The sequence below is a fragment of the Bdellovibrio sp. HAGR004 genome (assembly GCF_055397015.1).
This window is the reverse complement of sequence record NZ_AP029176.1, coordinates 801,762-815,750: the sequence shown is the minus strand read 5'-3', so window position 1 is coordinate 815,750 and position 13,989 is coordinate 801,762. Positions and strand designations below refer to the sequence as shown.

Genomic DNA, 13,989 nt, shown 5'->3' with positions numbered 1-13,989 from the left:
GCGCCAAGCACGTCGGAGCGAGAAGGCCCTTTTCACCAACCGACCTATTTTAGGCAAGAGTAATAAACTTCGTAGTTACCTTGAGGCAGCATCTGGTCGAACACCAGGTTAAGGCCTTCCATTTTTCTTGTTCCATCATACACCTGCCCGTCTTTCAGGACCAGGATCGAGCGCATAGCATCGACCACGGGCGCACAGGACAATGTGATGGACTTCAACGTTTTGCGTACACCTTCCGCGATCCCCTGCACTTGCGCAGCATAGTCTGTCGCACAGACGTCACCGATCACACCACCAGTAAGTTTGGAAATCTGCTCATAGCGGAAGCCGGCAGAATAACCTTCACCCTTCAGACACGCCTGGTCCCCAGGACGTGCAATGATGGAATGGAAGCTCATGGCCTTCTGGGAACCAAAGCTGTCCTGCACGAACTTCACAAAGTTGGCCGGATCATTCTTAGCTCCATTGGCGGATTCGTCTTCATCTGAAATCACCACCACAGCCAGCTGCGAATCATTGCGGATAAAGTTGGCATTGCCACCGGTAGCGCTCAGGGATCTTTCTATCGCTCGATAGGCGGCATAGATACCCTGCTCACTTCCGCTGCCTGTTTCACTTCTTTGCAAAGTGTTGCTCTAAGTGTTTCTGGCATCTGTGTCATTCATGGAAGATGTCAGAATGTACTGACCCGGCTTGTTTGCAAGTTGCACCAGACGACCGTCACCCAAAGTCTTATGAACCGGATCTGTGGTCGTCACAGCAATCTGCCAATCAAGACCCTTCACAACATCCAGGAAGTTGCGTACACGCGAAGCCATGCTTTTCTGTTCGTATTCCATCGAACCGGAGTTATCGACCACGAACAAAATATCCACTTTCTGATACTCGTTCACACGCACATTGTTCACCATCTGTTTGTACATGGACGACACTTTAAAGCTGACGGATTTTTCTGAAGCATTTCCCAGCTTGTCTTTGGCGGCCACCTTCAATGTATAGTCGCCACCGGCCATTTTCGGGAACGTGATCTTGTTCGTTCCCGCAGCACAGGCCTTCGTGGTCGTGCCGAGCGAGCATGTCACACTCGCCACCCCGGCTGGCACGTCAGAAACAGTGAAGACAATCTCCACATCCAACCCTTCTTCCACCGGAGCAGATGGATACTTGGCAAAAATGATTTCCGGACCTGCCTGGTCAATATAAATGCTTCGGGTATAACAAGAACTGGTTCTGCCGTCATGGTCGCGGAACTGCGCACTGACTGGAACATTCTGATTGATCTTAGAGCTGTTCAGAACGCCGGAATCCACATAGTCCACCCAAGTGCCTGTGGCGCAGGTATCACCTTCAGAAACTTTCACATAAGCTGCAACAAACGGAGAGTAGAAATCCAGAGTCAACTTGGCGGAACCTGTCAACGTGGCACCTTTGTTTATTTCAAGCCCCTCCGTCACCGGCACAGGAGGAGTCGTTGGAGTGGAACCACCCCCGGCGCTGCCCTCGTCGGTATTGCCGCCAGAGTTGCCGCCACCATCTTCCGGATCTGTAACAACACTGAAGTCTCCGTTGTTGAGGTCTTGTTTGACCTCGGAGCCACCACCGTTATCAAGACACCCTGTCAATGCGATCATCGCCACCAAGATGCCCATCAGTCCTAGATTTTTCATAAGATCCTCTCCCTGCTCTATGTGATCCTGAATCCATTGTGACGGCATCTTTTGGGGCTTTTCAAACGAATCTCATTTTGAAATTTTTGTGACCAAACCCTTTACACACTCAAAAACATTGCTGTCTAAAGATTTCTCACTCCCCTCTGAATTGGACCTTCGAAGAGAATACATGACATGTCCAAAGATCAGTGGCACAAAGAATTCATGGCAGATCTGATTTTTCAGGATTGGGGTCTCATCGACTATGAAGAGGCTCTAAAAAAACAAAATGAGCTGGTGGAAAAGGTCCATAACAACGACCTTCCCGGCTATCTTGTCTTCTGCTCTCACCCACCGGTTGTGACCGTGGGCAGAGCCACCAAGCCTGATGATGTTTTCGCGTGGGAGGGCCGCATCGTTGAAGTCACACGCGGAGGCCGCGCCACTTATCACGGCCCCAGCCAACTGGTTGTGTATCCAATTTTGAATCTGACAATGAATCGTAAGGGACGCCAGGAACGCGACATTTCCGCCTACCTGCGCGTTTTGGAAGAAGCAATTGTTGACGTGGTCAGAAGCTATGGTCTAACAGGCGTGGAAAGCCGTTCGTCGGCAAAACATGCCCAGGCTCCGGGTGAAGCCGACGAAACCGGCGTGTGGGTTCAGGGGAAAAAATTGGCGTCCGTCGGTGTGGGCGTGCGCAAATGGGTGAGCTTTCATGGCGCCGCCATCAACATCACTCACGACCCCAAAGCCTTCCAGGGACTTCACCCCTGCGGCTTCAGCTCAGACACCATGATCAGTCTGGAAGATCTGCTGAAGCAATCCCTTCAACTGCCGGAGTTCAAAGAAAAACTTAAAAGACGTCTCCTCGACGTCCTTTAAATAAACACCACACTTTAAAACCGTCAAAAAGGTTCAGCTGCAAGGCGGAGGGGCCTTTTTCCCGGTTTTTTACTTGGATGACAACTTGTGGTCGATGGACCAGCGACCAGCACCGTGAATAACGAAGAACAAGCTGGCGAACAGATACAAAAGCGACATTTCCTTTTTAATAAATGGATCGGCCGCGTGGACCCCAAAAGCTGCAACGGCCATCGTGAACACCACAAAAGCTGCTGCAGGACGAGTCAGAAGACCCAACGCCGACAAGATTCCACCGACAAACTCAGCCAGGCCGGCACACCATGCGAAAAACTCTGGCATAGGGAACCCCAGAGAGGCAACTCCACTCACCAGCATCTCTGGTGGGGGCAACTTACCCAAACCGTGAGAGAACGCCATCGCCAGACCGATGAACACACGTAAAATCGTCAGTGCCATATCGTCATACTTGGTGTTGAAGTTTCTTGAAGACATGATTTTTTTAAGTAGAGATGTCATGAGGAAAACCTTTCTTTCGATGTTTAACTCCTGATGCATTGGCGATCCAAAAAAAGAACCAGGAACCTTTTTACTTCAAATCGGGGGCAGAGGCGCGGAACTTTCTCAGAATCGGCATGATCAGATTTTTCTTGGTCATGCCACCTTCCAAAACCGCTTCAAACAAATCCACCAAATACTGCGTGGAATTCGTCGAAATGTCTCCGTCGTAAAAGGCCATGGACCAACCCTCAAAAAGGCGGTCGGCACTTTCTGTTTCAATCATCACTCGGATAGAGTAATTGCGATCATCTTCACGGATTCTGTTTAATATATCCCGAACGTCTTTTTCTGCGCCTTCCAGAAGCTGCAAAAAGAATCCATCCCGAAAAATCAGCAGGCCGGTAATGCCCAGGGCGGTGTTATTCCGCCGGGACACATCAAGGACCTCACGGATGTCCGTGTAACTAAGATCCTCGGCCGCCCTGCTGTAGTAGACAAGATGGAAAATGGAACTCATATACCTGCAGGACCAGTGGATGACATCATGATAACAGCATCACCCTTCACCACAACATCGCCATTAAGTTTCGCGACGTTTGTTTCAACCGTGGCAATGCCTTTTTCTTTTCTAAGACCTGTGATTTTGATGGTGATCACAATTGTGTCGTCAACAAAAACCGGGTTCACGAATTTCATGTTTTGCGCCAGGTAAATACCACCCTGACCGATACCATCAACAAGCGCTCTGGAGATCAGAGCGCCGACGATCATACCGTGAGCGATACGACGACCAAAGCGTGTTTTTGATGCATATTCATCACTTAAATGAATGGGATTATGGTCTCCGGATAGCTCCGCAAATTGCTGGATCATTTTATCCGTCACTTGCACAGTTACCTTTGCTTCAAATCCTACATCAATCACTTCAGCCATGAAATACTCCTAAAAAATCCTACAAGATATTAGCTGCCAGTTCAGCCAGCTCAGATCTTTCACCCTTCGTCAGAGTCACATGGGCAGCAATTGGATGGCCCTTGAATCTTTCGACCGCGTAAGTCAAACCACTGTTCGCGGAGTCCACGTAAGGATTGTCGATCTGATAAACGTCACCCGTGAGGACAACCTTCGTCCCACGACCGGCACGCGTAACAATTGTCTTGATCTCGTGCGGAGTCAAGTTTTGTGCTTCATCGACGATCAGGTATTGCTTTGGAATGCTGCGACCGCGAATGTAAGTCAGCGGTTCAATATTCAACATCCCTTGATTGATCAATTCCTGTGCACGACCCGCAGCTTTTTTGTCCGCACCCATCAAGAACTCAACGTTATCAAAGATAGGCTGCATCCAAGGATTCAATTTCTGCTCGATGTCACCCGGCAGATAACCGATATCGCGGCCCATAGGGAAGATCGGACGAGAAACCAACAATCGTTGGAACTGACCTTGATCCAAAGTTTTATGAAGACCTGCCGCGATTGCCATCAAGGTTTTACCCGTACCGGCTTTACCCACCAGCGATACGAACATGATTTCATCATTCAACAAACAGTCTAATGCGAAGGCTTGCTCGACATTTCGCGCATGAATACCCCAGATCGAATCAGCCGCCTGCATCAAAGGCACAATCGCTTTTTCTGCAAGGCTGTAACGACCAATCGCCGAGTGATTCGGATTCGCTGTGTCTTTCATGATCACGTACTGGTTGCCGTAAAGTTTCACATCCGTGACGAAACGCTTTTCTTTGTAGAAAGCATCAATCTGGCCAGGTGACACCATGATTTCTTGATAACCTTCATACAGATCATCACGGTTGATGTCGTTGGCATCGTAGTCATTGGCGATGACACCATAAACGTCAGCCTTGATACGAAGATTGATGTCCTTGGTGATCAGCTCCACCTTGTAGCGCGGATGCTGCTTCTGCAAAGCCAACGCCGTATTCAGAATACGGTTGTCCGCCTTTTGGTGATCCAGTTCTGATGGCATACCTGCCAACATCAGATCCGTGTTGATGTAGACCATCGTTTCTGAATTGTCGATCTGAACACCACTGGCCAAGGAACCCTTGGAGCGCAAAACGTCGATAAAGCGGCTGAACTGACGGGCATTGCGTCCGTTCTCACCCTGATCTCTTTTGAACTTGTCCACTTCCTCGATAACAGAGATAGGGATATGAACATCCGCCTCTCCAAATCTCAAGATTGCCTGAGAATCGAAAAGGATTACGTTCGTATCGACCACGATTTTTCTGCGTTTTGCTTTACTCAATGGACACCCTCCGTAGTTATAGTCCATGTGATCTGCCGCTTAAGAGCTGCAGATACTCCACAGCTAAATTGCAACAAATCGCAGGACCAAAGTCCACGTAAAAAGCATCACTAAGCAGACAGGTCAAAATCACCGTCTGAAAAATAAAAAAGCGAGGGGACTGTGATCCCCTCGCCAGTTATCAAACTTTTTTTAGGAAATATGAGATACGAGCACGTCGCCCGTGTCGGTTTTCAGACTTGCACTGACGTTTTCGATGAACTTCACAAAATGATGAAGTGCAACATCATTCATCGTGCCCTTTACAAAGCCCGCACCATGACGAACAACGCCTTCGTCTTCAATCGCACGGCTGTTGGACACAACAATCGTGAATGGGAAGTACGTTGAATGATTCAGGTACACGCGCATTGCCACTTCATCCCCTGGAGCAAAACCACCATCGGCCAACTCCAGGTCAAAGGCCATCCCGTTTTCTGAGATGTCATACAAAGCGGCCTTCAAAAGACCCCTTTCAGGCAATACGACAAAAGCTCCTACAAATTCAGTTAAAATGGTTCTTTTTACATCACGGCGATCGCGGCTCAGAATCTCTTGACGAGCCTCCGTAATGTCGAGCACCTCCGCACGAGCCTCAATTCCCTTTTTTTCCGAAGAATTTTGAGATCTTAGGCGTGGTGTGATATCCAGAATTTTCCCCATTTGTCCCCCTGTGACCTAATTCTTATCGGCAAGATGTGTTTCAACTTTAGCCGTCTTGCCCTTAGGTCTAGTTTCGGCTTAAAATGAGACACATGGCGGTTGTCAGGGCGATTCTATGCAGTTTTATGTTCCATTTGCTGGTTATCATCGGCCTGATCTGGCTTGCGCCCAAACTGCAAATGCCCGAACCCGAAGTGATCGAAGTCACACTTTCCCCAGAACAGGAAATCCTGCAGGCGCTCAAACCCAAAGACCGCAGCGTGGTTCGTCAGGCTTTGGTTCCCGAAAAGGTGAAACTTCCCGAAGACGACACGCTGGCGCGATTTCTCTCTGAAAGAAATCAGCGCGTGAAAGAAGAAACTCAAGCTGCGAAAACCGGGATGACTCAAAACCGCAGCAACCGTGACAGCAGCGTTCCACAACAAGACCTCAACAAAGCTCCTCAAGTGGCCGAACAAAAACGCGAGCAGCTCAAGACTGAAGAAACCGACAAAGATGGCTATCGCAATGTGGATATCAGCAAAGAACTGGCTGAAATGAAGCGCTTCAATGATGGTTATTCCTCCGTCGGTGAATCTCTTCCCACGGACGTCAAGGTGGGCTCGTTCACGGCCCTGAACACGGACCGCTATTTGTTCTATACATTCTATGCACGCGTGGAAGAGCTGATTCGCTTCCGTTGGGAGACCCGGGTCCAGCAGGCCATCGACAGTTTCGATCGCATTGATCGTATCAACGCTGGCAACCGCAACTGGGTGACTCAGGCCGAGTTCATTCTGGATAAAAATGGAAACCTAAGATCGGCTTTGATCATGAAAAGTTCAGGCATTAAAAACTTTGATATGGCCGCGATCAATGCCTTTAAAGAGGCCCGCATCTTCCCCAATCCCCCGCAAGAGATGGTCAAAGAAGATGGCTTTATTCACCTGGTGTTTTCATTCACAGTGCGCTACAGCCCGCCAGCTCTGGTGAACCGCAACTAAGGCTTGTCGGTCATTCCCACCCTGCCGACCATCGGAAGCTTCAAGGCCGGACGCCAGAAGTCGACACCGAAATTCAGACCCAGCAAATTAATCTCCACGCCTTCATGCAGCCCCACGGTCAACCCCAGCATTCCCAGCAGTGAAAACTGCACGCCAGTTCCGGATTCACTCCAGCCCACGACATCAGCATCGTTGATCCAGTCCTTGCCGATGGCGTTGGGAGGAAGCTCCACCGTCAACTCGGGAACATTACGAATGATATGTGAAATGAAAGTGTTGCTGTTCGGACCCGGATAAGCCCGGTAGGTGTTTTTATAAACATAGTTCCGCGCCAGTTCGTCAATCTTGGGAATGGCCGCCTCAGCCCTTTCGCCACGCAGATCCTCGATAAGTTCGGGCTTGGCTCCAAACCAGTGACGGTCCGGGATGTCGTTTTCGATTCTGACGGACTCCAGCCCCCGCTTCACGCGCCAGCCGATCACGTGATAGGTGGTGTATTGGGAAGCGTCTTTGGCTTTGGTTGCAATCCAGGAGTGAACGGAAAAGTACCCGCGCCAGCTGAAGGTGCGTGCCGCATAGACCTGCACCACGGCCTGCTTTTCTTCCTGAGGGGTCGGCGCAAGATGAGCGCTTTCACGCGTGGCGGTTCGCCAATCCTGAGCAAAAACTTGAGAACCCCAAACGAACAAAGAAAGAAAAAGTCCGAACATTTTCATCGTCACATTATGGACGATTTTCCCTTCCATGCGGGAAAAAAATGCTGAGCCCGCCTCAGCACATCAGGACTTCTTGGGAATAAAACGCAAAGACGCCGAATTGATACAATAGCGCAAACCTGTCGGGCCGGGGCCATCGTCAAACACATGCCCCAAATGCGAATTGGAATCCCTGGAGCGCACTTCGATCCGGGTCATACCATGGGAATGATCCACAATTTCCTGCACAGCCGCCTTGTCAATAGGGCGTGTGAAGCTGGGCCACCCCGTTCCGGAATCAAACTTGTCCTGACTTGAAAAAAGGGGCGTGCCAGAAATCGCATCGACATAAACCCCTTCCTCATGATGATTCCAATAAGCATTTTGAAAAGGTCTTTCCGTGCCGTTTTGGACCATGATTTGAAATTGTTCAGGGGTCAGTAGTTTTCGCAGTTCCACCTCATCCGAGGGCAATCCGCATTTTAAAGTCTTTCCATCCATACTTTGGTTTTACCCGGTCCAGCAGCTTTAGTCCAGAGTGTGAATGAGGACATGTCGTTCGCCATTCAACCTTGCTAAGATCTAAGGATATGAAGAAGTTTTTATCTCTGACCACTCTGGCCGTTTTACTGTCAACTTCCCTGCCCGCACACGCCCTGTTTACCGAACTCGGGCTTTCCTACGGAAGAAAAACCACCACGTTCGACCAAGACAACTCCTTCGACTCTGAGTCCATCACCGGCTCGCTTTCTCTTTACTTCCTAGAGCGAATGGCGCTGGAGCTCAGCTACACCGATGCCAAAGGTGTGCGCGAAGAAAAAGCCAGTGCAAGTGATGCTCGTCGTACCACGACTCAAAAATCACAAATCCTGGGGGCCGACTTGATTCTGACCTTTGCCGACCGTAAAGCGCTTTTCCAGCCCTACATCAAAGGCGGCGGAGCCCAGATCAGTCGATTCCAACAAATCAAGATCGAAGGGCAGGACACCTATACCATTGAACCTGAAAGTGTCACTGTGCCCAGCTACGGAGCCGGTTTGAAAATTCAAGTGACCGAGTCACTGGGAATCAAGCTGAGCTATGATGTCTGGAAAACACCCATCGGTGGCGGCCTGCAAACGGATGACAGCTCCGTGCGTGCGGGTGTGACTTGGGCTCTATAAAACAGCTCCTTCCGGTGACTCTGCTGGCAACAGCCCTGCTCAACAGTGGTTGCCAGATGGGCTATCTGATGAAGTCAGGGTACGGCCAGATGAAACTTCTTGGCAGTCGCGTTCCTCTGAACGAAGCACTGGAAGATCCGAACCTGGACGAAGCAAAGAAAAGAAAATTGCGTCTGGCCGAGGAAGCCCGCGTTTTTGCCGAGCGGGAACTGCATCTGGCAACCTCTAAGAATTACACCTCTTATGTCGAACTCGGGCGCCCCTACGTCACCTATGTCGTCAGTGCAGCTCCGAAGTGGGAACTGAAGCACTATCAGTGGTCGTATCCCTTCATGGGGAAAATGCCCTACAAGGGTTTCTTCAATGAAGCCGATGCTGTGGAAGAGGAAAGATCCCTGCAGCAAGAAGGGCTGGACACCTACATGCGCGGTGTTTCTGCCTATAGCACCCTGGGATGGTTCAACGACCCTATTCTGAGTTCGATGCTTCGCTATGACGACTATGATCTGGTCAACACCATCATTCATGAAACCGTGCACGCCACTTTGTACATCAAACATGCAGCGGACTTCAACGAACGCCTGGCGACCTTTCTGGGTAACAAGGGGGCCGAACTGTTCTATCTGAAAAAAGAAGGAGCTGACTCAAAAACCCTGAAGCAGATACAGCTGGAAAATGAAGACAATAAACTGTTTTCCACCTTCATTTCCTCTGAGCTAAAACTACTGGAACAATGGTACAAAGAACTTCCACCCGACGAGCGAAAAGAAGAAAAACGCAGCGAACGCATTCGTGAAATCCAAAAGAAATTTGCCGCAGAGGTCATTCCGCAACTGAAGACCGACAACTACAAAAAATTCGGCGAGGCCCGCCTCAACAACGCCCGCCTTCTGGTTTATAAAACCTACCTTCAGGATCTCAGTGACTTTGAATCCCTCTACAACCTGGTAGGACAAGACTACTCAAAATTCATTGAAAGTTGCCGCAGCCTTGAAAAAGCTCAAGATCCAGCCTCCGCCCTCAAGGCTATCCTTGCAAAAATGCAACAATAGAGACCATTTTCAGTGTCTAAAAATGGTCAAACATTCACATTCTCCTGTGAAAATTTAAACAAATAAAAGTTTTCAAAAAGACGTAGCCCATTCGGGCTACTCCATGCAGTAAAAATTCTTTACACTCGCCAAGTTTACAGTGGCGAAACGTGAGGATTAGGACTAAAACCCAACCACTTTTTAAAAACCTGTCAGGAATCAAAGGTACGTGCACAGCACCTGACGGATCACAAAAAAATCGGAGAGCAATATGAAATTGAAGTTCCTTGCTGCAGGCCTTGTCGCCTTGGCAATGTCCCTGAACGTTCACGCAGATGAATTCGACGGTGGCAGCCCAGATTACGATCCTCGTCCCAACCCACACTACTCTGAAGCCGAGATTCAAAGAAAGATCGAAAACGAAATGGCCGTTGCTTGCCGAGGCAACCTTTGCTCGATCGTGGGCACCGATGGTCACGGCGAAGGTTGGACTGTCAGCTTCCAGGTTGGCTACGGTAACAATCCAAACTCCGGCGGCAACAACTTCTACATCGGTGATGGCAAAGGCTCTCAACAGCAGGATGGCTCCGATTACTACGCGGGCATCACTGTGACTTACAAGAACTACTCCTGTAACTCCACCCTGCGTGTGACTCCATCCGTTTATCGCTTCGTGAACACCTACATGTACAACATGGTGAACTCTGACGGCTCTACAAAACGCAATTTCTCTCCGGCTGATCAGACTGTGATCCTGTTCTACACAACGATGTTGAACAAAGTTGATAACTGCAAAGCACTAAACTAATTGCTCACTGACTGAGGACTCATGAAGATCACTGCAAAGATCTCAATTCTAATTTCCGGATTTATTCTGGCAGGATTCGTCCCTGGAATGGCGCTGGCACAGGTGCCAGCGCACCAGACGACACTTCTGAGTCCTCTGAATTTCACCAACAGAGCGCAATGTGCCTTGGATGCTGACAAACCGACTTCGTCAGTTTTGGTGATGATCGATGGTTACAACGCTGGGAAACTGGCTAACTCCGTCGCAAAACTTCAGGGTTTTGCCCCGGAAGAGTACAGCAATAAGGCCATGAAAGAATTCCGTCTTTCTGTGGCTTACATGACCCTGAATATCATGAACAAAATGATTCGTGGCCACTTGCCGGTTTTGCCAACGAATCTGAAAACGGCCCAGCTTCCCAAGTATGTGGGTGCCTCCCAACGATGTGAAAAAGCCGGCAACAACTGCAGCGACATGAACGATTATCTGGCGGGCATCTGGGCCCGAGCTGGCAAACGTGCGGACCTGACCGCTTATGATCGCTTCACCCAGGACAACTTCCCTCTGCATGCTTCCAAGGACCGCCTGGGCTGCTACTACATTAAAAAATTCTCGGCCCTGCAAGGGCACCTTCACAACTCCGAGGTCAACAAAGCCAATTTGCAGGATATCGCCCTGGCGTATCTGAACGAGGCGGACTATCTGACGGGCTGCTTTGATTCTGATGACAAACTGCCGAATCGTTTTGTGACTTTGCAAATCGACTGGGAGACCAACAAAAACTCTCTTGAAATTCAGGGCTTCGATTTCTGGAACAGCCTGAAGATCTATCTTTCCTGGGCATGGCGCAACACCAATGAAGTGGAAATGCTAAGCCCTTCCTTTGGTCGTTTGTTCCGCTCTATCGCGCTGGAAGAATCCATCATGTTCTCTCCAAACGGCTGCAAGAGCATGAACAAGCCTTCCTGTGACAGCGAATATCTTTCCGTCAACAGTGTTCGTGAACTGGCAAAACTCAGTGACTCCGTGACTCCGGAACAATTCGACAATGTCCCGGTAGGCACCGAACTGGAGCTTCTTGAAAAAGGCGTTCGTGGCGTCAACAACGACTTCCTGGGCACGCAGTCTCACGACACAGCTCAGGGCTGGCTGTCTAATTTCCGCAAGAACCTGATTCAGTCTCGTGCGCTGATCAAAACCAAATATCAGGCGGCCACCATGCATCTGAATCTGTTGCAGGATCAGTTGGGCGTGGATCTCTTGACCCATGGATTGAACAAAGAACTGGCCTCCAATACTTCATCGGAAAACCTGATGAACGAGCTTTATTATCTGTGCACGGAAGTGCGCCTGGCCGGTGATAACTCTTTGGATTTCCTTAAATCCAATATCGACCGTATTGCTGAACTTAAGAACATGACTCAGATGCAGTACTCCGAAAGAAGACCCATCAAAGAGCACATTGATTTCTTCAACAAGCTGGCCGCTCCGATTCTGGCGACCTGCAATCAGCTTGAAAAACAAAACTTCTGGAATAAACCCGGCTACACCGTCAGCAAAAACGGTTTTTCCGCCTGGGCCAAAGAAATGCTGCAAATCGGTCCAGATCCCGAGGCCGCTCCGTTTGTGCCAGCCACATTCTCTGGAAAGCCCACTCTTTCCTGGAGCAGTCAGACTGTCGGCGGCGCTCAAGCCATCTGCAGCAGCTCCATTGACTGCGCCCGTTTGGCCGTGAAAAGCGTTGTCGATCTTTATGCGGTTTCCGTCTATGCGGATGCGCTGATCCCACTGGCTGGCAAATCCTCAGATCCCAATCTGTTCAACCCGTATGCGGAACTGACGACTTGCAAAATGTATGATCCATGGTTTCAAACCCAGCGCATGAACAAGGTGTTCATGATCGATCTTGCCAACACAGCTCTTTTCGGCTGGAACATCCTTCCCATCTATCTGGACGTGAATTTCACCGCCCCGAAAGTGGTGTCGTTTAATCAATTGATGAAGAATGGGGTCCTGAAGTTTGATCCTCGCCTTGAAAAGTCCAAAGCCCAAACTTCGCTGGTTGCTGACTTCGGTCCTTTACTGGGAGCCCCTTGTGCGGTGTCCTTGAACACCAACGGGATCAAACACTATAATTTCTATTCTTTCACAGGTCTGACCGTGAACTACTGTGATTCCAAACAAAAAAGCGAAGTCATCTCGTTGAAAGCAACAGACTTCGCCAACGGGGCCAGCACCGAGCGTTCTTTCTGCGGTGGCTGCACCTTGAATTTCACCGCGGTGGCAGCGGCCTCTACGGCCAGCTGGAGTGGTGGCGTGAATCCGGCCAAGTTCATCGTTTATCTGTTCCGCACATTCCAGAAGTACTTCAAAGCCAAAAAAGACAAGGTCAACATTCCACGTGGATGGACAGTGAACCCGGCTTATGCCGCCGAGGTTTACAAAAAGTATGGCGAGATCCCTACTCACTGCGTGGACATGCTGGGAAAAGGCCTCAACTGCTTCGCGGACACGTGTGCCGCCAAAGCGGCTCAGTACTTTGAGCAGACCTATAATGCCAAGGTTCACAGCGCCTACATCCACAATAACGGGGACTACCAAGGTTTGAGCACGGACACTGTCCTCAGAACCAATCTTTGCGAAGGTGATATTTCTATCACCGCATACTGCAACGAAAACCGACTTGAGAAGTTCCGGGTCACGAATGTTTATGGCTGGAGCAAAAGCTGCCGCAGAGCTTTGGGGAAATAGACTATGAAGCATTTTTTGACCGCCCTTATTCTGCTAGGAACCATGAACGCCCAGGCCTGGACTATTGAATCCAAAGTCCAAGTGGGGTCCAAAGGGGAATTCATCGACACCGTGACTTTGTTCTGCCGGGCTGATGAAAGCCTGTGTGAAACCGTCTGCAGTGACAAAAACGCCTGCCACAAAGAACAGGAGCTCTGCTTCAACTGCCTGGGCACAGCCAACCCGGTTCTGCGCACAGTCTTCACTGAGGTGGACCGTCTTTATCGCAACACCCTTCAGGCTGTTCCGGTGCAGGATACGGCCAAAGTTTTTAAAAGCAGTCACGTCTTTATTGCGGCTCGAAGCATTTATAACTTCTATTCGGCTATCGACAGCGTTGAAGTGCAGACTCGTTTCCAGAATCTGTGCCCCAACCCTTCCGCGCAGCCGTTGCTGGTTCTGGAAAAGAACCTCAACAATGAGCCGACTCGTATCAAGTACGTCATCTGTGACGGTACGGGTCCTTATAATCAGGAAATGCAGGTGCTGGAATACTCACCCCGAGTCGAATCCGGCGCCCAAGAAATTAAGTTAAACAAACCTTAAAAACAGAAC

General features: G+C 49.7%; 16 protein-coding genes. 7 read left to right on the top strand and 9 right to left on the bottom strand.

Features of this window, described 5'->3' with window-relative positions; translation table 11 throughout:
• Positions 1-44: 44 nt before the first annotated feature.
• Positions 45-626 carry a hypothetical protein gene (locus ACZ5ZV_RS04205; RefSeq protein ID WP_464120175.1) on the bottom strand — a complete coding sequence of 194 codons (582 nt, stop codon included), beginning with the start codon at positions 624-626 and terminating at the stop codon, positions 45-47.
• 9 nt (positions 627-635) lie between these two features.
• Positions 636-1,667, bottom strand: a complete 1,032-nt coding sequence (locus ACZ5ZV_RS04200; protein WP_464120174.1) for a hypothetical protein — start codon at positions 1,665-1,667, stop codon at positions 636-638.
• Between the two features lie 177 nt (positions 1,668-1,844).
• Here ACZ5ZV_RS04200 and lipB point away from each other — a divergent pair, with 177 nt between their 5' ends.
• Positions 1,845-2,534, top strand: a complete 690-nt coding sequence (gene lipB / locus ACZ5ZV_RS04195) for a lipoyl(octanoyl) transferase LipB (protein ID WP_464120173.1) — start codon at positions 1,845-1,847, stop codon at positions 2,532-2,534.
• 69 nt (positions 2,535-2,603) lie between these two features.
• Here lipB and ACZ5ZV_RS04190 read toward each other — a convergent pair whose 3' ends face one another.
• From ACZ5ZV_RS04190 to ACZ5ZV_RS04170, 5 genes are all read right to left on the bottom strand, one after another.
• Complete coding sequence (locus ACZ5ZV_RS04190) at positions 2,604-3,032, bottom strand: DoxX family protein (protein WP_464120172.1); 429 nt, start codon at positions 3,030-3,032, stop codon at positions 2,604-2,606.
• A 70-nt stretch (positions 3,033-3,102) separates the two neighbouring features.
• Positions 3,103-3,531 carry a BLUF domain-containing protein gene (locus ACZ5ZV_RS04185; RefSeq protein WP_464120171.1) on the bottom strand — a complete coding sequence of 143 codons (429 nt, stop codon included), beginning with the start codon at positions 3,529-3,531 and terminating at the stop codon, positions 3,103-3,105.
• Positions 3,528-3,947 carry a MaoC family dehydratase gene (locus ACZ5ZV_RS04180; RefSeq protein WP_464120170.1) on the bottom strand — a complete coding sequence of 140 codons (420 nt, stop codon included), beginning with the start codon at positions 3,945-3,947 and terminating at the stop codon, positions 3,528-3,530. The genes ACZ5ZV_RS04185 and ACZ5ZV_RS04180 overlap by 4 nt, the downstream gene beginning before the upstream one ends.
• 19 nt (positions 3,948-3,966) lie before the next feature.
• Positions 3,967-5,310: a PhoH family protein gene (locus tag ACZ5ZV_RS04175; RefSeq protein ID WP_464120169.1), complete on the bottom strand. Its 1,344-nt coding sequence runs from the start codon at positions 5,308-5,310 to the stop codon at positions 3,967-3,969.
• Positions 5,311-5,475: 165 nt separating this feature from the next.
• On the bottom strand, positions 5,476-5,985 hold the full coding sequence (locus ACZ5ZV_RS04170) for a PilZ domain-containing protein (protein WP_464120168.1): 510 nt from the start codon (positions 5,983-5,985) through the stop codon (positions 5,476-5,478).
• Between the two features lie 92 nt (positions 5,986-6,077).
• On the opposite strand from ACZ5ZV_RS04170, the gene ACZ5ZV_RS04165 reads away from it, so the two are divergent.
• Positions 6,078-6,968 (top strand): TonB family protein, encoded by an 891-nt coding sequence (locus ACZ5ZV_RS04165; RefSeq protein ID WP_464120167.1) that lies wholly within the window; start codon positions 6,078-6,080, stop codon positions 6,966-6,968.
• Here the strand turns inward: ACZ5ZV_RS04165 and ACZ5ZV_RS04160 are convergent.
• Both ACZ5ZV_RS04160 and msrB read right to left on the bottom strand, forming a co-directional pair.
• Entirely contained in the window at positions 6,965-7,678 is a 714-nt protein-coding gene (locus ACZ5ZV_RS04160; protein ID WP_464120166.1) for a DUF3750 domain-containing protein, read from the bottom strand. The two genes, ACZ5ZV_RS04165 and ACZ5ZV_RS04160, sit on opposite strands and share 4 nt — an antisense overlap.
• 69 nt (positions 7,679-7,747) lie before the next feature.
• Positions 7,748-8,164, bottom strand: coding sequence for a peptide-methionine (R)-S-oxide reductase MsrB (gene msrB, locus ACZ5ZV_RS04155; protein WP_464120165.1), 417 nt, complete (start codon positions 8,162-8,164; stop codon positions 7,748-7,750).
• 89 nt (positions 8,165-8,253) lie between these two features.
• Between msrB and ACZ5ZV_RS04150 the strand changes: the two genes are divergently transcribed.
• The 5 genes from ACZ5ZV_RS04150 (at position 8,254) to ACZ5ZV_RS04130 (ending at position 13,980) form a co-directional block, all read left to right on the top strand.
• Entirely contained in the window at positions 8,254-8,826 is a 573-nt protein-coding gene (locus ACZ5ZV_RS04150; RefSeq protein WP_464120164.1) for an outer membrane beta-barrel protein, read from the top strand.
• Positions 8,814-9,878, top strand: coding sequence for an aminopeptidase (locus ACZ5ZV_RS04145; protein ID WP_464120163.1), 1,065 nt, complete (start codon positions 8,814-8,816; stop codon positions 9,876-9,878). The genes ACZ5ZV_RS04150 and ACZ5ZV_RS04145 overlap by 13 nt, the downstream gene beginning before the upstream one ends.
• Before the next feature lie 250 nt (positions 9,879-10,128).
• Positions 10,129-10,665, top strand: coding sequence for a protease (locus ACZ5ZV_RS04140; RefSeq protein WP_464120162.1), 537 nt, complete (start codon positions 10,129-10,131; stop codon positions 10,663-10,665).
• 21 nt (positions 10,666-10,686) lie between these two features.
• Positions 10,687-13,395 (top strand): hypothetical protein, encoded by a 2,709-nt coding sequence (locus ACZ5ZV_RS04135; protein ID WP_464120161.1) that lies wholly within the window; start codon positions 10,687-10,689, stop codon positions 13,393-13,395.
• Between the two features lie 3 nt (positions 13,396-13,398).
• On the top strand, positions 13,399-13,980 hold the full coding sequence (locus ACZ5ZV_RS04130; RefSeq protein WP_464120160.1) for a cation-transporting ATPase: 582 nt from the start codon (positions 13,399-13,401) through the stop codon (positions 13,978-13,980).
• The last annotated feature ends 9 nt before the right edge of the window (positions 13,981-13,989 follow it).